This window comes from Haloferax chudinovii, assembly GCF_042663345.1.
Lineage (GTDB): Archaea > Halobacteriota > Halobacteria > Halobacteriales > Haloferacaceae > Haloferax > Haloferax chudinovii.
The window spans coordinates 40,180-61,797 of record NZ_JBHTAB010000003.1 but is presented as its reverse complement, the minus strand read 5'-3'; the positions used below and the strand labels follow the sequence as shown (position 1 = coordinate 61,797).

General features: G+C 67.4%; 16 protein-coding genes and 1 tRNA gene. 5 read left to right on the top strand and 12 right to left on the bottom strand.

The features are described from left to right. Positions 1-36 precede the first annotated feature (36 nt). From ACFQI8_RS07800 to malQ, 4 genes are all read right to left on the bottom strand, one after another. Entirely contained in the window at positions 37-477 is a 441-nt protein-coding gene (locus ACFQI8_RS07800; protein WP_390243806.1) for a DUF555 domain-containing protein, read from the bottom strand. A 61-nt stretch (positions 478-538) separates the two neighbouring features. Continuing rightward, positions 539-1,453, bottom strand: coding sequence for a DNA-3-methyladenine glycosylase family protein (locus tag ACFQI8_RS07795; RefSeq protein ID WP_390243805.1), 915 nt, complete (start codon positions 1,451-1,453; stop codon positions 539-541). Positions 1,454-1,592: 139 nt separating this feature from the next. Then, entirely contained in the window at positions 1,593-2,537 is a 945-nt protein-coding gene (locus ACFQI8_RS07790) for a mechanosensitive ion channel family protein (protein ID WP_390243804.1), read from the bottom strand. 63 nt (positions 2,538-2,600) lie between these two features. Beyond that, positions 2,601-4,091, bottom strand: a complete 1,491-nt coding sequence (gene malQ, locus ACFQI8_RS07785) for a 4-alpha-glucanotransferase (protein WP_390243803.1) — start codon at positions 4,089-4,091, stop codon at positions 2,601-2,603. A gap of 206 nt (positions 4,092-4,297) precedes the next feature. Here malQ and thrS point away from each other — a divergent pair, with 206 nt between their 5' ends. Continuing rightward, on the top strand, positions 4,298-6,229 hold the full coding sequence (gene thrS, locus ACFQI8_RS07780) for a threonine--tRNA ligase (protein WP_390243802.1): 1,932 nt from the start codon (positions 4,298-4,300) through the stop codon (positions 6,227-6,229). A gap of 30 nt (positions 6,230-6,259) precedes the next feature. On the opposite strand, the gene ACFQI8_RS07775 is transcribed toward thrS, so the two are convergent. Continuing rightward, positions 6,260-7,717 (bottom strand): alpha/beta hydrolase, encoded by a 1,458-nt coding sequence (locus ACFQI8_RS07775; protein ID WP_390243801.1) that lies wholly within the window; start codon positions 7,715-7,717, stop codon positions 6,260-6,262. A 351-nt stretch (positions 7,718-8,068) separates the two neighbouring features. On the opposite strand from ACFQI8_RS07775, the gene ACFQI8_RS07770 reads away from it, so the two are divergent. Then, a complete protein-coding gene (locus tag ACFQI8_RS07770; RefSeq protein ID WP_390243800.1) occupies positions 8,069-8,320 on the top strand; it encodes a hypothetical protein in 252 nt (83 codons plus the stop codon). A 1-nt stretch (position 8,321) separates the two neighbouring features. Here the strand turns inward: ACFQI8_RS07770 and ACFQI8_RS07765 are convergent, their stop codons facing one another. Beyond that, positions 8,322-8,552: a hypothetical protein gene (locus ACFQI8_RS07765; protein ID WP_390243799.1), complete on the bottom strand. Its 231-nt coding sequence runs from the start codon at positions 8,550-8,552 to the stop codon at positions 8,322-8,324. A gap of 118 nt (positions 8,553-8,670) precedes the next feature. Next, positions 8,671-8,744 (bottom strand) — tRNA-Lys (locus ACFQI8_RS07760). A gap of 132 nt (positions 8,745-8,876) precedes the next feature. Here ACFQI8_RS07760 and ACFQI8_RS07755 point away from each other — a divergent pair. Continuing rightward, the gene (locus ACFQI8_RS07755; RefSeq protein ID WP_390243798.1) at positions 8,877-10,334 is read left to right on the top strand and encodes a DHH family phosphoesterase; all 1,458 of its coding nucleotides are present in this window, start codon (positions 8,877-8,879) and stop codon (positions 10,332-10,334) included. A gap of 4 nt (positions 10,335-10,338) precedes the next feature. On the opposite strand, the gene ACFQI8_RS07750 is transcribed toward ACFQI8_RS07755, so the two are convergent. From ACFQI8_RS07750 to ACFQI8_RS07730, 5 genes are all read right to left on the bottom strand, one after another. Beyond that, a complete protein-coding gene (locus tag ACFQI8_RS07750) occupies positions 10,339-10,632 on the bottom strand; it encodes a PRC-barrel domain-containing protein (protein ID WP_007274456.1) in 294 nt (97 codons plus the stop codon). Between the two features lie 184 nt (positions 10,633-10,816). Then, on the bottom strand, positions 10,817-13,018 hold the full coding sequence (locus ACFQI8_RS07745; protein WP_390243797.1) for an LUD domain-containing protein: 2,202 nt from the start codon (positions 13,016-13,018) through the stop codon (positions 10,817-10,819). Then, positions 13,011-13,514 (bottom strand): LutC/YkgG family protein, encoded by a 504-nt coding sequence (locus tag ACFQI8_RS07740; protein ID WP_390243796.1) that lies wholly within the window; start codon positions 13,512-13,514, stop codon positions 13,011-13,013. The genes ACFQI8_RS07745 and ACFQI8_RS07740 overlap by 8 nt, the downstream gene beginning before the upstream one ends. Before the next feature lie 78 nt (positions 13,515-13,592). Beyond that, positions 13,593-15,428, bottom strand: coding sequence for an Nramp family divalent metal transporter (locus tag ACFQI8_RS07735; protein WP_390243795.1), 1,836 nt, complete (start codon positions 15,426-15,428; stop codon positions 13,593-13,595). Positions 15,429-15,549: 121 nt separating this feature from the next. Beyond that, positions 15,550-16,191 carry a helix-turn-helix domain-containing protein gene (locus ACFQI8_RS07730; RefSeq protein ID WP_390243794.1) on the bottom strand — a complete coding sequence of 214 codons (642 nt, stop codon included), beginning with the start codon at positions 16,189-16,191 and terminating at the stop codon, positions 15,550-15,552. Positions 16,192-16,563: 372 nt separating this feature from the next. On the opposite strand from ACFQI8_RS07730, the gene ACFQI8_RS07725 reads away from it, so the two are divergent. After that, positions 16,564-18,276: an L-lactate permease gene (locus ACFQI8_RS07725; protein ID WP_390243793.1), complete on the top strand. Its 1,713-nt coding sequence runs from the start codon at positions 16,564-16,566 to the stop codon at positions 18,274-18,276. Positions 18,277-18,470: 194 nt separating this feature from the next. After that, positions 18,471-21,551, top strand: coding sequence for an FAD-binding and (Fe-S)-binding domain-containing protein (locus ACFQI8_RS07720; protein ID WP_390243792.1), 3,081 nt, complete (start codon positions 18,471-18,473; stop codon positions 21,549-21,551). Positions 21,552-21,618 lie beyond the last annotated feature (67 nt).

Genomic DNA, 21,618 nt, shown 5'->3' with positions numbered 1-21,618 from the left:
AGCCGGCTGGACTGAGGCGGCGACGCGACGACGGCCTCAGCGGTCGTCGACGAGGTCGTCGTAGTCGACGAGCGTGTCGTCGTCGTCCGACGCGCCGGTTTCGGTTCGGGTGTCCCCCTCGCCGTCCGTCTCCACCGAGTCGTCGTCGACGCGGTCGACAGACAGCACCTTCAGCGGGATGTTTTCGAGGCGTTGGCCGATCTCCTTTCGGGCGATGCGCGAGGCGTGTTCCTCCCGTTCGACGTTGAACACCGTCATCTCCAGTTCGAGGGCGACGAGCGCCTCGTCCGCGGCGATGAACGCGGGGGGAAGCTCCTCGCCGCCGGGCGAGGTGCGAGCGCCCATGCTAATCTCGACGTACTTCAGGTCGGGATTGAGCATCTCTCCGGTCTTCGAGATGGCGATTCGAATCGCCTCGTCGACGGTTTCCACGTCGTACACCGGGACCGCGGCCTCGACGACGACTCTGCAGTCCATGGGTACGATGAGGTAGTGTGCCGAAGGGTATCAACCTTCTTGCCACGCCGTCTCGTGTCGCTCACTCCCCGCCCGACCGGAGGTAGTGAAAGACGTACGTCTGGGTGTAGCCGGCGTAGCGACCGCCGAGACGCTCGCGGATGGCCCGCGAGGTGTCGGCGTAGTTCCCCCGGTCGCAGTCGGGGTAGTGTTCCTCGATGGCCGACCGAATCCACGTGTCGAGGGGAACGGCTTCGAGGTAGTCGAGCGAGAACAGGAGGACGCAGTCCGCGACCTTGTCGCCGACGCCGACGAACGTCGTCAGGAAGTCGCGGGCGTCCTCGTAGTCGCGGCCGCGGGCCTCGGCGGGCGTCGCCTCGCCCGTGGCGACCATCTCGGCCGTCCGCCGGACGTACGGCGCGCGGTAGCCGAGGCTGAGGTCGCGCAGTTCCTCCTCCGTGGCCTCGGCCAGTCGCTCGGGCGTCGGGTACGCGAAGTACGTCTCGCCGTCGAACGCGACGCGCTCGCCGTAGGTCTCTCTGAGCCGCGACTGCATCCCGAAGATGCGGGAGACGCGCATCTGCGCCGAACAGATGAACGAGACGAGACAGCCGAACGGCGGGTCGCGGACGAGCCGCATGCCCGGATACGCCTCGTAGGCCCGCCGGACCAGCGGTTCGTCGGGCATCTCCGAGACGATGGCGTCGAGGTCGTCGTCGAGGCGGAGCAGGTGGGTCAAAAGCGGGACGGCGTCGAGGTTGGACTCCCACTCCAGCGCGCCGTCGGTCTGGCGGACCCTGACGACGGCCGACTCGTCGGAGACGCCGTCGAGCGGCGGGACGACCGTCTGGTACCACGCGTCGCCGCCGTGGGCCGCGTCGCGCTCGTACATCCGGCCGTCGGGGCGGTCCCAGAGGTACGACTGGCCGCTCTCCAGCGTCGATTGGAGGTCGAACGCTCCGTCGAGGCTCGCGAGGTCGATGACACCCGTCTCCATCGCTTCGACGTTGGGCGCGGGGGATTTGCGGGTTTCGATGCCGGCGGGCGAGGCGGGGCGGCGACGAACCGGGGCGGCGACGTGTCGAGACGGCGGCGGCGCGGCGACCCGCGGTGCGCCACGTCGAGCCGTGTCGCGCTCAGCGGTTGCGGCTCACCGGGAAACTGACGCGGTCCGGGTGGTCGCCCAGTCGGTCGAGGACGCGCTCGTACAGCCGGTTTTTGACGCGCTGGGCGCGGGTCGGCGGGACGAGCACGCGGAGTCGGAAGACGACCCACGACTCCTCCTGTGCGACGTTGACCGTCGGGCCGTCGGCCACGTCGAGGTCCAGCGGCGACTCGGCGAGCCTGGCCCGGTAGCGTCTCATCGCGGCGTCCGTGTCGTCACCGAGCTCCTCGTCGGCCACGTCCAAGAGGAGTTGGCGGACGAACGGGAGGTCGGTCTCGTAGGACACCTGCACCGGCACCTCGGTCCAGACGCGGTCGAACAGCGCGCCGTAGTTGACGACCTCCGAGGAGAGGACCAGCGAGTTCGGGACGGTGACGGTCCGGCCGGTCGGCTGGTTCGACGCGAGGGGGCCGCCGGTCTCCCAGAGCGTCGTGACGAGGAAGTCGACCTCGGCCACGTCGCCGGAGACCGAGCCGATGTTGACGCGGTCGCCGACCGCGTACGGCCGCTTGACGAGGATGTAGAACCAGCCGATAAAGGAGAGAATCGGCTGTTGGAGCGCGAAGGTGACGGCGAAGCCGATGACGCCGAACGAGACCAACACGCCGAGCCACTGGTCGGTGAACGCGCCGAGGACGCCGACGAGCGCGAGGACGCCGAGCGTGAGTCGGAGGACGTTCCGAACGTCGTGGGCCCGGCGGCGGTCGGCGATACGCGCGACGAGGAACGCGGTGAGAAACCGGTAGACGCCGTAGGCGACGAGCGCGACCGCGGCGGCCGACAGCCCCTTCGAGAGGAGCAGGTCGGCGTTGGGCACGTCGAACTCCGAAAGCGGGGTCGTCGCGCGGACGAGCGCCGAGAGGACCGCGGCGAGGAGTCCGGCGGCGAACGCGCCGAGACCGAGGCGGCGAGACATACCGTTGCCGTCGGGTGGGCGACTGAAAAAGGTGTAGTCGAACCGGGGCGAGAGGCGGCGACCTCAGTTGCGGATGTGGAGGTCCGTGAGGTTCGCGAGGCGGTCGGCAACGGCGCTGTCGAGGCCCTCGCGGGTGACGCGCCACTCCCAGTTACCGGTCTGCGTGCCGGGGGTGTTGAACCGGGCGTGCGAGTCGAGGCCGAGGAGGTCCTGTGTCGTCGTGAACGCGAGGACGGACGCCGAGTTCCAGACGGCGTCGATGATGGACCAATGAATCTCCGAGCCGTCCGCGCCGATGTTGTAGTGGAGACAGTCGCGGGTGCGGTCGTCGAGGTCGCGGTAGTAGCCGACGAACGTGTCGGTGTCGTGGGTCGAGGTGTAGGCGACGGAGCTCTCCGGGTAGTGCATCGGCTGGTACATGTCGCCCTCGCGGCACCAGTCGGCGTACTGCGGGACGCGCATGCCGGGGAAGGCGAACCGGTCGCGGAGGTCGACGAGCGAGGCGTCGAGGAAGCCGAGGTCCTCGACGATGAACGGGAGGTCGCCGAGTTCGCGCTCGACCGTCTCGAAGAAGTCGTGGCCGGGCGCGTCGCGCCACTCGCCGTCGCCGGGGTCGTCGGCGTCGGCGTCGATGGCCCAGAACTCGTCGAACCCTTTGAAGTGGTCGATGCGGGTCACGTCCACGAGGTCGAACAGGCGACGGAGGCGGTCGAGCCACCAGCCGTAGCCGTCCTCGCGGAGCGTCTCCCAGTCGTACAGCGGGTTGCCCCAGCGCTGGCCGGCGTCGTCCGGGTTCGGCGGGACGCCGGCGACCACCGCGGGCTCGTTCGACTCGGTGAGGTCGAACGCCTCGGGGGCGGCCCACACGTCGGCGCTGTCGAGCGCGACGTAGATGGGGAGGTCGCCGACGAGGGTAATTTCCTTCTCGTCGGCGTAGTCGGCGAGGGCGCGCCACTGCTCGTCGAAGCAGAACTGGACGAACTCGCGGTAGCGAATCTCGTCGGCGTGCTCCTCGCGGGCGTCGGCGAGCGCGTCGGGGTCGCGGGTCTTCAGCTCGGTCGGCCAGTCTATCCACGCCCGCCGGAACTCGTCTTTCAGGGCGGCGAACAGCGCGTAGTCGTCGAGCCAGCCGGCCTCGCGCTCGCGGAAGGCGTCGAAGGCGGCGCGGTCGTCCTCGGCGGCCTCGGCCTCGAAGCGGTCGAAGGCGGTGCGAAGCCGCGAGCGCTTGTACTCGCCGACGCGCTCGTAGTCGACCGCGTGGGGGTCGAAGTCGGGGACTGGTTCGAGGTCGTCGTCGATGAGCCACCCGCGCTCCGCGAGGTCGGTGAGGTCGATGAGAAGCGGGTTGCCGGCGAACGAGGAGGTCGATTGGTACGGCGAGTTCGCCATCGCCGGCTCGGTCGGCCCGAGGGGGCAGAACTGCCACATGGACTGTTCGGCGTCGGCGAGGAAGTCAACGAAGGCGCGCGCGCCGTCGCCGAGGTCGCCGATGCCGTGGGGCCCCGAGACCGAGGTGACGTGCATGAACACGCCGCTTTGTCGAGAAAGTCGCATACCCACAGGGTCCGCGTGCGACCCAATTGGTACTTTGGGTCGAAACAGCGGGCCGACGACGAGACCGCGACCACGGGGCGGGGACCGCGTCGGGTCGCTGACGCCGCCATATTTGTGCTAGCAAACCGCACGAAACCGGCCGCGAGCGGGCGTCGCTCGCGCTCGTCTCAACAACACTTATTCTCCCCCGTCCGTTCCGTGCGCGTATGAGTGATATCGCTGTCATCCTCCCCGACGGGACGGAACTCTCCGTCGAGGAGGGTGCGACGGTGCGAGACGCCGCGTTCGCAATCGGCCCCGGCCTCGGCAAGGACACCGTCGCCGGCGTCGTCGATGGCGAGCTCGTGGACAAGGAGACGCCGCTCCACGACGGCGCGAACCTCGTCATCGTCACCGACCAGTCCGACGAGTATCTGGACGTGCTCCGCCACTCGGCGGCCCACGTCTTCGCGCAGGCCCTCCAGCGACTCCACCCCGAGGCCAAGCTGACCATCGGCCCGTGGACGGACGACGGCTTCTACTACGACGTGACGAGCGTCGACCTCGAACAGGAGGACCTCGAAGCCATCGAAGACGAGATGCGCGACATCATCGAGGCGGACCTCGACATCGAGCGCGTCCTCGTCGACCGCGAGGAGGCCCTGGAGAAGTACGCCGACAACCCCTACAAGCGCGACATCCTCGAAGACGAGGCCGCCGGCGACGACGAGCTCTCGTTCTACCAGCAAGGCGAGTTCGAGGACCTCTGTAAGGGCCCGCACGTCGAATCGACGGGCGAAATCGGCGCGGTCAAGCTCCTGAACATCTCCGCGGCCTACTGGCGCGGCGACGAGGACAACGACACGCTGACCCGGGTGTACGGCACGGCCTTCGAGTCCGAGTCCGACCTCGAAGACTTCCTCAACATGCGCGAGGAGGCCAAGGAGCGCGACCACCGGAAGCTCGGACAAGAGCTGAATCTGTTCGCCATCGACGAGACGACGGGACCGGGCCTGCCGCTGTACCAGCCGAACGGCAAGCGCATCCTCGACGAGCTCGCGGACTACGCGAAACAGCTCAACCTCGACGCGGGCTACGACCCCGTCGAGACGCCCCACCTGTTCCGGACGGAGCTGTGGAAGAAGTCGGGCCACTACGAGAACTACGTCGACGACATGTTCCTCCTCGACGTGAACGACGAGGAGTACGGCCTGAAGCCGATGAACTGCCCCGGCCACGCGACCATCTTCGACCAGCAGTCGTGGTCCTACCGCGACCTTCCGGTGCGCTACTTCGAAGACGGGAAGGTGTACCGCAAGGAACAGCGCGGCGAGCTGTCGGGCCTCTCGCGCGTCTGGTCCTTTACCATCGACGACGGTCACCTGTTCGTCCGCCCCGACCAGATCGAAGACGAGATCAACCTCATTATCGACAACATCCTGACGGTGTTCGACACCTTCGGGCTGGACGCCGAGGTCGCGCTCGCCACGCGCCCCGAGAAGTCCGTCGGGAGCGACGAAATCTGGGAGCAGGCGGAGACGCAACTCCGCGCGGTGCTCGACGACAGCGGCATCGACTACGGCATCGAGGCGGGCGACGGCGCGTTCTACGGCCCGAAAATCGACTTCGCGTTCAAGGACGCCCTCGGTCGCAAGTGGGACGGCCCGACGGTCCAGCTCGACTTCAACATGCCCGACCGCTTCGACCTGACGTACACGGGCGAGGACAACGAGGACCACCAGCCGGTGATGATTCACCGCGCGCTCTACGGCAGTTACGAGCGCTTCTTCATGGTTCTCATCGAGCACTTCGACGGCAAGTTCCCGTTCTGGCTCGCCCCCGAGCAGGTCCGCATCCTGCCCATCTCGGACGACCAGCTGGGCTACGCGAAGAAGCTCCAGTACGAGCTCGGCGACTTCCGCGTCGACATCGAGGACCGCTCGTGGACGCTCGGCCGGAAGATTCGGGAGGCCCAGACCGACCGCGTTCCGTACATGGTCATCGTCGGCGGCGACGAGGAAGCAGACGGAACCATCTCCGTCCGCGACCGCAAGGAGCGGGAAGAAAAGGACGTGAGCGTCGAGGCGTTCCGTGACCACCTCCGGAGCGAATACGACGAAAAGCGCCCGGAGCCCGACTTCCTCGCCGACGAAGAGTGAGGTCCCCGACTCCAGCCGAGTCCGGCCGACTCAAGCGGTAACTGATCCTCTGTTTCGGCGGTTCCGCGCCGCCGCGACCAACTCTCGCCGGACCGTCGTTCGGAACGACTCGTCTCTGATGAGGGTCGCGAGCACGCCGAAATGTCCGCAGTCCCACTCGCGGCGGTTCGGCCTCGGGACGCCCCACTCGTCGAGGAGCGCGCGGGCCGTCGAGGCGGGAGCCATCTCGTCGCGGGTCCCGACGAACGGGAAGACGCGTTCGGGCGCGAGACACGGGTCTTTCGGCGGGTTCAACAGCGGCGCGAACTCGTGGAGCGCCGCGCCGGTCCAGCCGGCCGCGTCGAGCGCGTCGTCGATGTCGAGCAGTCTCGTGAGTTCCCCCGAGAGGAGCGTCTGGTCGATTGCGCCGGGCATCCCCACGGGGAACAGCAGGTCGGGGCGCATCGACTCCGGCCAGTCGCCGCACCGGCCGCCGACGTGGAGCGCGATTGTGCCGCCGAGGCTGACGCCGCCGACGCCGACGACCGGCGCGCCTTCGGTCCGCGCCCAGTCGGTGAGGACGGCGGTCTCCAGCGCGGCCGCCGAGTAGAGCGTGAACAGGCCGACGGGCGCGCGGGCGATGTAGGGCTCGCCGCTGTAGCGACCGAGTAGCTCTCGGCGGCCGTGCCACGGCGCGTCGGGGAGGACGACCCGGTAGCCCTCGGGGGCGAGCGCGCGGGCGACGTACTCCTCTTCGGGCCAGTAGCCGAGTTGGTCGTCGAACGTCCCCCACCCGGAGTGGAAGACGAGCGTGGGGAGGTCGGCGTCACCGCCGGCGTTGGCGTCGGTGTCGACGGGTTCGTACACCCGCGCGGTCGCCCGGTCGCTGAGGTGCGGCGAGGGCGACCGGAAGCGAAGCAGGTACTCGACGGTTCCCGGCCCGCGGACGGTCGCAGAGCGCTCGACGCGGGGGAACTCCTCGGCCGCGCTGGACTCGGCGAAGCCGTAGAGCCGCTCGGGTTCGGCGAGTTCGTGGTGCCAGCGGGTCCGCGCGTCCTCGGGCGAGGGCGTCTCGAACTTCACCGGGGGTACGAGGTGTTCCTTCGAGAGGAACCCGAAGATATCGGTCGGTTTTGCCCGCCGTTCCGACACCTCGCGGCGCTCTCGCTCGACGGCGACGCGCTCGTCGGGCGTCGACTCGTCGTCGCCCCAGAAGACGCGCTCCCAGCGGTCCATCGTCTCGTCGTACGCGCCGCGGAGGCGCGCGTACCGCGCGAGGGCGCGTTCGATTCGGTCGTGGAGGTGCGGTGCCGGCGGCGCGCCGACCTCGCGGAGGTACGCTTCGGGACCCTCAGAGAGTGCCACGTCGGCCGCGGCGCGAGCGCGGACGACGGCGAACTCGCGAGGGAGAGCGCGGGTCTTGAACGCCTCGAACGGGCGCGAGGTCGAAAATCGGCCGGCGGGCGAGGTGAGCAACCGGTGTACCGCCGGGGTTTCGAGGTGGTCCATACCGTGGATACGAGTGACACGATAATGACCCTAGGCCCGCGTGTCGGCGAGTGAGAACGGCCGGAGTCGGCTGACGCTCAGTCCGAATCGAACCGCCAGCGCGTCGCGTCGGCGGGAAAACCGGCCCACGACAGCGGCACGACGGCGACGGTCTGGGCGAGCGTGATGACGCCGAACGCCCGGCGAGTCGAGTGAGATACGGCGTCCAGAATCTGAGACGGGTGCGGTCCATGGGCTGTGTGCGGCCAACCGGCGAAAAGAGATTCCGGAACCGGCGGTCACCGTCAGCGACCTAAAAGCCCGTCAGATAGCGGCAGTGGGCTTTATCTTTCAAGACGAGCGACACATCATATGGAACAGGTGGGTGGAAAGGCGGCGGCGAGAGGTTCGGAGACGCGCCTCGTTCGGGTCGAGCGGGAGATGAACGACCACGGGGCGATGACCGTTCGGGTGGTCGAAACCGGAGAGCTACGCACCGTGGTGGCGTGTGCGACTTCGGACCTGCGAGCGCGACTCGCTTCGACGGCGGCGGGCGCGGAGTTTCCGCTTCAACTCGTCCCGTCGCCGGGACGCGGGAACTCGTGGGTCGCACTCGGGCGGTGAGTCAGGCGTCGAACAGCAGTTTCGCGCCGACCGCGAGGCCGCCGAACAGCACCACGAGCACCGCGCCGGCGACGACGTCGGAACCGAAAACCAGCCCGAAGTCCGGGGTGAGAACCGCAAGGAACCGTCCGGGGTCGAAGTGGTCCTCGATGCCGGTAGCCAGTCCGAAGACGACGGCGACAAGGAGCGTGGCGAACACGAGGACCGCCTCGGTCCTGTCGCTTTGGGTCATACTCGGTAGCGTTCCGAGCGGGACATAAAACACCCGAGGGGGAAGCCACTCACCGGTCAGCGATTCGAGTGATAGACGGAGAGCCCCGGCTGTCGGGGTTGGTCTGGAAGGAAGGTAGTGGGCCGGACGCGATTTGAACACGCGACCGTCTGATTAAGAGTCAGACGCTCTGCCTAACTGAGCTACCGGCCCTTGCAATCTCTCGTAACTGCCGGTAGGTAAAATGACTTTCCTTTCTGTACGACGACGGCAGGGACGCACACGCGCGAAACAACGGACAAACGGTGGGTGTTAAGTGGCGGCCGGCCGGAGTAGCGGGCAACGATGAGTGCAGGGGTCAGCATTTCCTCGATGTCTACGTACGCGATACTCGGCTGTGGGAGCGTCGGGCACGCGGTCGCCGAGGAACTGACAGACGAGGGAAAAGACGTCCTCATCCTCGACAAGGACGAGAGCCGCGTCGAAGCCCTGCGCGACCAGGACTTGAACGCGCAGACCACGAACATCGCCGACCCGGAACTCGCCGACGCCGTCACCGGACGCGACGTGATTCTCATCCTCTCGTCGGACGTCGAGGCAAACAAGGCGGCCGTCTCGACCATCCGCGACCGCGACGAAGACCAGTTCATCGTCGTCCGCGCCTCCGACCCCGTCTCAGAGGACGAACTGACGAAGCTCGGTGCCGACGTGGTCATCAACCCCTCGGAGGTCATCGCCGACTCCGCGCTTCGGAGCGTCGAGTCCGGCGAACTCGAATACAAGGCCCGCCAACTGGCCGATATCCTGCGTGACACCGACCACGGGATGGCCATTCTCACCCACGACAACCCCGACCCCGACTCGCTCGCCTCGGCGGTCGCGCTTCAAGCCATCGCCCACGAGTACGACGTCGAAGCCGACATCCTCTACTCGGGCGACATGGGCCACCAAGAGAACCGGGCGTTCGTGAACATCCTCGGCATCGAACTCACGCCGCGGGCCGACTCGAAGTCGCTCGAAGAGTACGGCGCGGTCGCGCTCGTCGACCACATGAAGTCGGGGATGCCCGACCTCGGCGACGCCGACATCACGGTCTTTATCGACCACTTCGAACCCGACGAGGGCATCGACGCCCGCTTTACCGACGTGCGGCCGAACGTCTCGTCGACCTCGACGATTCTCACGAAGTACATCCAGGAGTTCGACCTCAGCCCGTCGCAGGCGGTCGCCACGGCGCTTCTCTACGGGATTCGCGCCGAGACGCTCGACTTCAAGCGCGACACGACGCCCGCGGACCTGACCGCGGCGGCGTATCTCTATCCCTTCGCCGACCACGACACGCTCGAAAAGGTCGAATCGCCGTCGATGTCGCCGGAGACGCTGGACGTGCTCGCCGAGGCCATCCAGAACCGCGACGTGCAGGGCTCGCACCTCGTCTCGAACGCGGGGTTCATCCGCGACCGCGACGCGCTGACACAGGCCGCCCAGCACCTCCTCAACCTCGAGGGCATCACCACGACGGCCGTCTTCGGCATCGCCGACGACACCATCTACCTCGCGGCGCGGTCGAAGGACATCCGCATGAACATCGGGAAGATTCTGAGCGACGCCTTCACGGGCATCGGCGAGGCCGGCGGCCACTCCACGCAGGGGTCGGTCGAGATTCCGCTCGGCATCTTCACGGGCATCGAGTCCAACGACGACAACCGCGACACGCTCCTCCAACTCACCGAGGAGGCGGTAAAGCGCAAGCTCTTCCGTGCGATGGGCGTCGAGGGCGGCGAGAGCGGAAACGGGAGTTAGAACGTCAGACGACGAGCGACTCTTCGTCTTCTTCTGGGTTCTTCAGGCGCTCGATGACGTCGTTGATGAGGATGACGTCGCCGACGGCGCGGACCCACCGATACGGAATGAGAACGCCCTTTCCGGGTTCGATCTGGTTGCGGAACAGTTCGTCGTTCAGCGCCGTCAACGCGAGGCCGGTGACCGTCTCGTGGTCCAAGTCGAGGCGGACGTCTTCGACCTCGCCGACGAACACACCGTTGTTCGAGTAGACCTCCCGGCCTACGAGCGTCGTAATCTCTTCGGGCGTCCCGTCCATATCCGCCAACATGGGATGCCGGGTCTTAATTGTTCGTAGCCCGCGAGTCGGGCCGCAGACGCGCGGCAGACGGGCGTCCGACGCCGGCGAGAAATCACCGGACGAAGACGTGTTGTTCGGTTGAGAAGACGGCGGACGAGTCGCCGCGGACGACTGCCGAGGTGGGAGCCGAGAAGGGGGCGCGTTACCGCCGCGGCGCGACCAGTTGAATCGGGTGTTGCGTCGGGCGGCTGAGGAGCGAATCGAGCTGTTCGAGACAGGAGGTGCCGCTGGCGACGACCGTGCGGTCCCTGTTCTCGTCGGTCTGGAACTGCCCCTGTAGCTCGGAGCCGACGTCGACGCTGAGTTCGTAGTACTCGGACTTGTAGCCGAACGAGCCGGCCATGCCGCAGCACTCCACGTCAGAGGTGGCGACGTCGTAGCCGAGGTCCGAGAGGACGGCCTCGGTGTGACCTTCGAGGCCGAGCGTGCGCTGTTGGCAGTGGCTGTGGTAGGCGACTTCCTCGCCCGCACCGGCTGAGAGCGCGTCGGCGTCCGCGCCGTGGTCCAGCAGGCCGAAGACGTACTCCATGACCTCGTAGCTGGCCTCCGAGATGCGCTCGAAGGATTTCTCGGGGAGGAACTTCTCGTACTCGGTTCGGAACATCGCGAGGTCAGACGGCTCGATGACGACGATGTCGCGGCCGTCGTCGATGTGCTCGGCGAGGCCGGCGTACACGTCGTGGGCGTGGTCCTCCGCGGTCGCAATCATCCCCTGCGAGAGCGGGGCGCGACCCGACGAGCGAACGTCGGGGACGATGACGTCGACGCCGAGGGCTTCGAGGGCGCGGACCGCGGCCTTCCCGCGTTCGACCTGCACGTGGTTCGTGTACACGTCGGGGTAGAGGACGGCGGTGCGGACCGGGTCGTCGACCCGCGAGATGCGGCTCTCGAACCAGTCTTTCAGCGTCTCGCGCTGGAATGCGGGGAGTTCGCGGCGGGCGTCGATACCGAGGAACCGCTCCATGAGGTCGCGGGAAACGTCCAGTCCGGCGGCCCAGTTGGAGACGGGTGCGAAGAAGCTCCCGACCTTGGCGGCCGTCTCGAAGTTGCCGAAGAAGCGCTTCTGGAGGCTGACGCCGCCGGGTTCCTCGTCGGGGGTGAGTCCCTCGACGAGCCAGTCGAGTTCGGACACCTCGCCGCGGTTGACCCGGTCGCGGACGACCGTGTTTATCCACGGGATGTCGATTTCGACCGGGCAAGCGGTGGTACACCGGCTACAGCCGGTACAGAGGTCGTTGAACTCCGCGGCGCTGTCGAGGCCCTCGACGCCGGCCTCCCAGCCGGTGCCGATGCCGCCGGAGTAGGTCTCGCCGCCGAAGGCGTGGCCGCCGACGTGCTGGAAGTTGGCGCAGACGTTGGAACACGCCGAACACCGGATGCAGTAGAGCGTCTCGCGGAGTTGGTCGTCCTCGCGCATGTCGAACCGCCCGTTGTCGATGAGCACGAGGTGGAAGTCGCGGTCCGTCTCGGTCGCCGAAAGCGGCGTGTCGGAGGCGTCGAAGTCGACGGTCGGCGACTCGACCGGCGGGGTCAGAAGCGAGATGTAGGAGGTGATGTCCTGTCCCGTTCCCGACTTGCCGATGAGTTCGACGAAGGGCCGGAGGTCTTCGACGGTCGGGATGACCTTCTCGACGCCGGCGACCGCGACGTGCGTGTCGGGCACGACGGCCGTCTTCCGAGCGTTGCCCTCGGAGGTGACGAGCGCCATCGTCCCGGTGTCGGCGGTGATGAAGTTCGCGCCGGTCATCCCCACGTCCGCGCCCTCGATGAGTTCGCCGAGTTGCTCGCGGGCGAACATGGTGAGTTCCTCGGCGGTTTCGAGGGGTTCGTCGGGGTCGAACGCCTCGTTGAATAGGTCGGCGATGGCCTCCCGCGACTTGTGGATGGCGGGCGCGACGATGTGCGACGGGGACTCGTCTGCGACCTGCAGGACCCACTCGCCGAGGTCGGTCTCGACCACGTCGATGTCGGCGGCTTCGAGGTCCTCGTTGACCGCTATCTCCTCGGAGGTCATCGACTTCGACTTGACGACGCGCTCGGCCTCCTTGTCCTCGCAGACCTCGCGGATGTACTGGTTCGCGTCGGCCGCGTCGTCGGCGATGTAGAGCGTGCCGCCGTTCGATTCGACGGTCTCGCGCAGTTGGTCGATGAGTTCGGGGAGCCGTTCGATGGCGTCTTCTTTGATGGCCCGCGCCTCCGATTTCAGCCCCTCGTAGTCGTCGAGCGTCTGGACCGATTCGTAGCGACCCTCGTTGAACCCGCGGGTGCTCGTGCCGACGGCGTCGCCCTCGGTCTCCATCAGCTGTCGAATCTTCGCCGCCTTGGCCTCGCGCGCCTTACTCATCGAGAATCACCACGTGGACTTCCTTCGGACCGTGCGCTCCCTTCACCAGCGCGCCCATATCGGCGGTGGCGCTGGGACCGGTGGCGATGATGGCCGAGGGGTGTCCCGTACGGAACTCCTCGCCCAGCCAGTCGAACGCCTCGGGCATGCCGGGGACGATGTCCGACCGCCTGAGGACGGCGACGTGGAGGTCGCCGAACAGGCTCACCGGTTCGACGCCGTCGGGCGTGCCCTGCACGACGACGCTCCCGTAGTCCGCGATACCCAGTCCAGCCGCCGTGATACCGGCGTTCGCCTCGCGGAGGTCAGCGGGAGTCGGGTCGGTGTTCACCCAGTCGGGGAGGTCGACGCCGTCGTACGGGAGTTCCACGCCGACGGCCGGCTCCGGACAGCGTTTTTCGAGTACGTCTGCCAGCCCGTTGGGTGACGCGTGTGTCCAGCCTACTTCGAGTCGTTCGAGCGAGTCCTCGAACGTCGCAACCGTGCCGGTTGACATACGTTGAGCTAGCGCGTTCTACATAATCGTTCTTCGGGTTCGGACACCACGCTGTCGGTTAATTATGTAGGATTCGAGTCAGGGGAATCGGCCGACCGCCTCGTCCGCGTCGGCGACCGTGCCGGCCGCCTCGCGCTTGCCGGCGGCGGATTTCGTCACGGCGTAGGCCTGCACGACGACGTAGCCCGCCCAGAGGAGGTAGCCGCCGGTCCCGCTCCCGAGAACCGTCGGGACCGTCCGGAACGCCGCGAGGCCGACCCCGTTGAGCCACGTCCCGATGAGAAGGACACTGAAGTAGCCGTAGAAGCCCGTCGCCCACCACATGCCGACGACGCGCGCCCAGCCGGGTTGGACGTGTTCGGGGAGCCGCGTCGTGTTCATCACGAGGACGAGCGCGGTGTAGGGCCACATGATCACGCCGGACATCGCGGCCCCGACGACGAGGAAGAAAAACGGCTCTTGGCCCTCGAACGGCGAACTAAACAGGAGGATGATGACGACGCCCCAGACGCAGAAGGCGGTGAGGAGCCGCCAGAACAGCTTCGGAAGGTCCCAGCCGGCCTCGCGGCCGTAGGACTCGTAGAGGGCGTCGGCGCTGTTGCGGACGAACGACTCGACGATGGCGTACTCGGTGGTAAACAGCGCGACGAAGAGGACCGCTAAGACGAGGAACGAGCCGACCGTGCCGAGCAGCGGGACGACGTGGCCGAGCCACATCTGGATGGCGTTGGCGGTCGACCCCGACGCGTAGCGGATAGCGACGCTCATCAGCGCGGGGGCGACGAGAAGTAAGCCGACCACGAACGTCAAGAGGTGTTCGAGTTGGACGACGCGCCACCAGCCGCGCCAGCGGCGGAGGTTCGTCAGCGTCGGGCGGAACGCGAAGCCGTCGCGCTGGATGGGTTCGGGGTCGTCGCCCCGGAGCGGGTTCTTCACGCGCCCCTGATAGTTACCCATGCCGTAGCCCTTCTCCCGCATCCAGAGGCTTTGGGAGAGGTTGAGGTAGCCGCCCGCGCCGGCAAAGGCGAGGCCGCCGAGGAAGACCGCGATGTCCAGCCCCTCGGGGAGCGTTCCGACCGACCCCGCGGCCGCGGGGAGGTCGGCGAACTCGACCCACGAGCCGGTGACGGCGACGAGGAGCAGGGCCGCGCCGATGGCGACGAACAGGAGGCCGATTTGGAACACCTCGACGGCGTTGTACATGACCGACGACACCTGATACGAGAGCCAGATGACGCCCATGAGGGCGGCGGCGACGAGTTTCCACGTCGCGAGCGACGCGCCGAACAGCGCGACCGACCCGTCGAGTCCGAGCGCCGTCGTGGCGACCCGCGCCGCGCCGGCGGCCCACCCGGGCCAGCCGAGGCTGACGAGGCCGCCGACGAGAAACGCCCACGGCCAGTACGACCCCACGCGTGCGAACGCGCGGAAGATGCTCTCGCCGGTGGCGAGCGTCCAGCGCTGGAGTTCCGTGTTGATGAGGAACTGCGTGAAGACGCCGACGACGAACGCCCAGAACACCGCCCAGCCGTACTGCGCGGTCAACACGGGCCAAAAGAGCGTCTCGCCGCTCCCGAGCGACGCCCCGAGCATGATGGCCGAGGGGCCGACGACGTGGCCGACGCGCGGGACCCGCGGGAGGTCGGCGAGGCGGAACGACCCGCCGTCGCCCGACTCGGGGTAGTCGTCCGAGTCGTCGGACTCCTCCAACTCCTCGTAGCGAAGCGGGAGATACCAAGTGCCGCGATACTGCTTTCCCTCGACTTCGGAGGCGTAGACGTCGTCGCCGCCGGCGACGCTCGGTTCCGTCGAGGGCGTAGACTCCGAGGGTCCTGCGGTGGCGTCGTCCGAGTCGTCGAGCGCGTCCGACCGCGCGGAGGCGTCCGCGTCGGAATCGGGGCGACCGTCGCTCACGAGCGGCCACACTCCGAGACGAAACTATCGAACGGCGAATCGCTTGACATCGGTGCGTTTGCCGGAATTGTGGCCCGATGGTGTATAAATTCGTAGGGTGAGGCCGCGTTCGAAAACCGGACTACCCGCCGAGGAAGTGCCAGATGTGGCCGCGCTCTTCCGGCGGGTCGACGCCGGGCAGTTGCTTGAGCGCCGGCTGAATCGCGTTCCACCAGCCCTCGGCAGACTCGAAGCCGGCGGGGTAGTCGTGGTACACGTCCCGCAGGAAATCCGCCTTCTTCGCCTCGGGGTGGTCGGTGAGGTACTGGTACGCCGCCGACAGCGCCTCGCGGCGGGCGTCGAGCATCGGGCCGCTCCCCGGCAGGTCCGCGCGCTCGATGGCGGACGAGACGGCGGGCGGGTGGTCGAGGTCGGCGGGGTCGTCGGCCTCGCCCGAGGGCCCGGTTTCGGAGGGCGAAGCCGGGTCGGTCGAGTCGGCGGCCCGCCCCGCAGTCGACTCCCCGCGGGCGGGCATCGGAATCCAGAACACCCGGCTCCGAGCGCCGACTTTCCGGGTGGCGAGGTCGCCGCGTTCTTCGAGTTCGTTCAGTTTGTTGTGCGCGGTGCGCCGCGAGCAGTCGAGCGCCTCCATCACGTCGGTGGCGGTGAGGGGGCGAGCGGCGTCGTCACGCTCCTCGAACACGTCCAAGACGGCGTCCAGCGAGATGCGTCCCACGTACTGTCCGTGCTCGTTTCGGGAGCGCGCGCGAGACTCATCGTCCATGATAATTCCAATCCACACGACTGCATAAGCCTTTACACACGTGTGTATTACCAATTCAGTCGTGTGTCGTGGCCGAGAAACACGTGTGAACTGGCCGTTCCGGAGCCCGGTTTTTCCGATTTCGCTCCGAATCCGAACCAACAGGATAGACCGTGTGAGACCAGAAATCGGGGTTTAATCGCGTATTTGGCACGGTATCCACGACTGTACTGGATTCCGAACTTCGGAGAAGACGACCCCAACCGAGATGTCAGGAATAGCGACGAACGATAGATATATATCACAAAAGTTGTGTATCTGATTCCACGATGCACCGCATCAGGCACGAATCTGGAACGGCACAGGCTGGAACGAACTGCGGAGGTGTGCGGCATGGTTAGCGCGACCGACGCGCTCGTCGCACTGCTCCCGCTCATCACCATCGCCTATCTGATGGTCGGGCGGTACTGGCCCGCGACGCGGGCGATGCCCGTCGCGTGGGTCGTCGCAATCGGGGCCGGCGTCCTCGGCTGGGGCATGACGCCGCAGTGGGTCATCGCCTCGACCATCAACGGCTTCATCACCGCCTCGAACATCCTGTACATCGTCTTCGGGGCGATTCTGCTCCTGTACACGCTCAAGCAGACGGGCGCGTTCGACGCCATCAACGACGGCTTCGCCTCCATCAGCGAGGACCGCCGCGTGCAGGTCGTCCTGCTCGTGTTCCTCATGGGCTCGTTCATCGAGGCGGCCGCCGGCTTCGGCACGCCCGCGGCAATCGTCGGCCCGCTCCTCGTCGGCCTCGGCTTCCCGCCGCTCGCGGCCGTCGTCGTCGCGCTGACGGGGAACCTCATGGCCATCACCTTCGGCGCGGTTGGCACGCCGCTCATCATCGGGATGATAGACATCTTCGGCGACGTGCCGGTCATCACGAACGCGCTCGACGCGCAGGGCATGGGCGTCGAACAGTGGGTGTCCGAAATCGCGGTCTTCGGGGCGATGAACCACGTCGTCGTCGGTATCCTGCTTCCCTTCATCGGCGTCGCCATGATGACGCGCTTCTTCGGCGAGGAGCGCTCGGTCAAGCCGGCGCTGGAAGTGCTTCCCCTCACGCTGTTCGCGTGGGCGTCCTTTTCGGTGCCGTACTTCCTGACGGCCTACTTCCTCGGGCCGGTGTTCCCCGGACTGGTCGGCGCGATGGTGGGGCTTCTGCTCACCGTCTCCGCGCTCAAAGCCGGCTTTTTCCACCCCGACGAGGAGTGGGACTTCGCGCCGCAGACCGAGTGGCCCGACCACTGGGTCGGCGACATCCAGCCCGGCGAGACGAGCCAGCGCGGCGGCGCTGTCGCCGCTGACGGTGGTGCGGTCCAGCAGATGTCGCTGTGGAAGGCGTGGACGCCGTACGTCCTCGTCGCGGCGCTCCTCGTCGTCACCCGCGTGTTCGACCCGCTGACGAACTTCCTCACGTCGACGCTCGTCTTCGAGTACGCCAACATCTGGGGCACGGAGTTGGCCGGCGACTTCCAGTTGCTCTACCTGCCCGGCGCGGTGTTCCTCGCGGTCCACCTCGTCACCATCGGCCTCCACGACATGGACGCGAAACAGGTCAAAGCCACGTGGGGGGAGACCGTCGAAAAAGTCACGCCGGCGGTCATCGCGCTGTTGTTCGCGGTCGCGACCGTCCAAATCATGCTCCAGTCGGGCAACGCCACGGGCACCGACAGCATGCTCATCGTCCTCTCGGAGGGCATGGCCGGCATCGCGGGCGGCGTCTACCCGTTCTTCGCCGCCTTCGTGGGCGCGTTCGGCGCGTTCCTCGCGGGGTCGAACACCGTCTCCGACATCCTGTTCGGCACCTTCCAGTACGGCGTCGCCGACCAGATCGGCACGCCGAAGACCGTCATGCTGGGCGCGCAGGCGGTCGGCGGGGCCATCGGCAACCTCATCGCCGTCCACAACGTCGTCGCCGCGCTCGCGGTCGTCGGCCTCGTCGGCGAGGAGGGCCGCGTCATCCGCCTCGAACTCATCCCGCTTCTGTACTACGGGACCGCGACCGGCATCCTCACGCTCCTGTTCAGCTACGTGCTGTTCCCGGGCGTGTTCTGACCGGTCGGCGCTTTCGACCCGGCCCGGCCGAACTATCTCGGCCCGAATCGACTCGATTCGACTCGGTTCGACTTGACCCGGATCGATTCGAACCGCGAACCGACTCGCAACCCACCCGCGCGCGACCCGGACTGACGCCCGTCACCGGGTGTCTTTATCCGTTCACGCAAACCGACATACGACAGAGCTAATCAATGGCATCCAACACGCACGAACCGGCCACCGACCCCGCGCTCGCTGGCGATTACGACTACGTCAGCGACGACGTCGAGCGGCCGGGGCTGGTCGAAGACCTCGAGTCCCTCGTCGAGGGCGACGTGCGCTTCGACACCTACACGAGAACGCTGTACGCGACCGACGCGTCGGCCTACGAGCAAGTCCCCATCGGCGTCGTCATGCCGACCTCGACGGCCGACGTGGCGGCGGTGATGGAGTACTGCGCCGACCGCGAGATTCCCGTCCTCCCCCGCGGCGGCGGCACGAGCCTCGCCGGCCAGACCGTCAACGAGGCCGTCGTCCTCGACCTCGTCCGCCACATGGGCGGCGTCGAGGAAATCGACCCCGAGGCGCGGACGGCCACGGCCGAAGCGGGCGTCCGCCTCGGCGAACTCAACGAGGAACTCGCCCCCCACGGCCTGAAGTTCGCGCCCGACCCGGCGTGGGGCGACCGCTCCGCGCTCGGCGGCGCAATCGGCAACAACTCCACCGGTTCGCACTCGCTGAAGTACGGCAAGACAGACTACTACATCGAGGAACTGGAGGTCGTCCTCGCGGACGGGACGGTGACGACGCTCGGCGAGGTAAGCGTCGACGAACTCCGCGAGTCCGGCGACCCCGACGGCGACCTCGAAGCGCGAATCTACGCCGAAATCGCGCGGATACTCGACGAGGAGGCCGACGAGATTTCCGAGCGCTTCCCCGACCTGAAGCGCAACGTCTCGGGCTACAACCTCGACATGCTCGTCGACGAGATGCGCGGCGAGCGCCGCACGCCCGACGACGCGGGCATCGACGAGGACTGGGAGGCCGGCCGGGTCAACCTCGGCCGGCTCATCGCCGGGAGCGAAGGCACCCTCGGCATCGTGACGAAGGCGACCGTCTCGCTGGAGGAGATTCCGAACACCGCGTCGGTGGCGCTTCTCACCTACGACGACGTCATCGACGCGATGCACGACGTTGCCCCCATCCTCGAACACGAGCCCGCGGCCGTCGAGGTCATGGACGACGTGCTTCTCGACCTCGCGCGCGACACCGCGGAGTTCGCGGACGTGGTCGGAATGCTCCCCGAGGGCACGGACTCGACGCTCCTCGTGGAGTTCTACGCCGACTCCGACGAGGCCGGCAAGCAGAAGGTGGCGAACCTCATCGAAGACCGCGTCATCGACCCCGACGGGACCGAGTTCGACCCCGAGGCGGGGTCGGCCTCAGTGACCGAAAACGAGCGCCGCGCGACCGACTTCATGGAGGCCCACGACGCCGACACGCGCGCGAAGTTCTGGAAGATGCGCAAGTCGGGCCTCCCGATTCTCCTCTCGCGGACGACCGACGAGAAGCACATCGCGTACATCGAGGACACCGCCATCCCGGCGGAGAACCTCCCGGCGTACGTCTCGGACTTCCAGGACATCCTCGACGAACACGACACCTTCGCGTCGTACTACGCCCACGCGGGGCCGGGCGTCCTGCACATCCGCCCGCTCGTCAACACGAAGACGGCCGAGGGCGTCGAGACGTTCGAGGCCATCGCCGACGAGGTGACCGACTTGGTCGTCAAGTACGGCGGCTCCGTCTCCGGCGAACACGGCGACGGCCGCGCGCGGACCCAGTGGAACCGCAAGCTGTACGGCGACCACCTCTGGAACGTCTTCCGCGACCTCAAGACCGCGTTCGACCCCGACTGGCTCCTGAACCCGGGGAACATCTGCGGCGACTACGACATGACCGAGAACCTCCGCTTTTCCCCCGACTACGAGTTCGACGCCGGCTTCGAACCGGCGCTGAACTGGGACAACGACAACGGGTTCGAGGGCATGGTCGAACTCTGCCACGGCTGTGCCGGCTGTCGCGGCCAGCAGTCCACGGTCGGCGGCGTGATGTGCCCGACGTTCCGCGCCGCCGAAGAGGAGATTCAGGCGACTCGCGGGCGCGCCAACATGCTCCGGCAGGCCATGAGCGGCGGCCTCCCCGAAGACGAGATGTTCACCGACGAGTTCGTCGACGAGGTGCTCGACCTCTGTGTCGGCTGTAAGGGCTGTTCGAAGGACTGCCCGAGCGAGGTCGACATGGCGAAGATGAAAGCCGAGGTCGTCCACGAGTACCACCAGCGCAACGGCTCCAGCCTCCGCGACAAGCTGTTCGCCAACATCGATTCGCTGTCGAAGCTCGGCTCGGCGTTCGCCCCGCTCGCCAACGCGGCGACGAAGGTGCCGGGCGCGCGGACGGTCATGGAAAAGACCGTCGGCATCGCCAAGGAGCGCTCGCTCCCGAAATTCCATTCGACGAGCTTCGTCGACTGGTTCGAGAGCCGCGGCGGGGCGGGCGTCCCGGAGGCGCAGGCCGACCGCAGGGCGCTGGTGTTCCCCGACACGTACACGAACTACAACCACCCCGAGGTCGGGAAGGCCGCCGTGAAGGCGCTGGAGGCCGCGAACGTCCACGTTCGGATTCCGGAGGGCGTCGCCGGCTCCGGCCGGCCGCCGCACTCGAAAGGCTTCCTCGACAAGGCCCGCGCCGACGCCGAGCAGAACGTCGAGGCGCTCGCGCCCGCCGTCGAGGAGGGCTGGGACGTCGTCCTCTGTGAGCCCTCGGACGCGGTGATGTTCCAGTCGGACTACCTCGACCTGCTCTCCGGCGACGACGTGGAGGCCGTCGCGGAACACGCCTACGGCGTCATGGAGTACGTCGACGCGTTCCGGCTGGACGAGTCGCTGTCGTTCCACCCGCAGGACGACTACCTGACGTATCACGGCCACTGCCACCAGAAGTCCACGAAGAAGGACCACCACGCGGTGGGCGTTCTCCGCCGCGCCGGCTTCGAGGTGGACCCGCTGGACTCGACGTGTTGCGGGATGTCCGGGTCGTTCGGCTACGAAGCCGAACACTACTCCATGTCGAAGGCCATCGGGAACATCCTCGAAGGCCAAGTGGCCGAGAGTCCGGGCGACGTGGTCGTCGCCCCCGGCGCGTCGTGTCGGACGCAACTCGAAGACATGGACGGGGCGACCGACGACCCACCGCACCCCGTCGAGATGCTCGCGCGCGCCATCGACGCGTAAGCGACGCGACGGCAACGCGACGCCGAAACGACGCGGGCCGGGTTCCGACGCACGCCGTCCCGCCTCG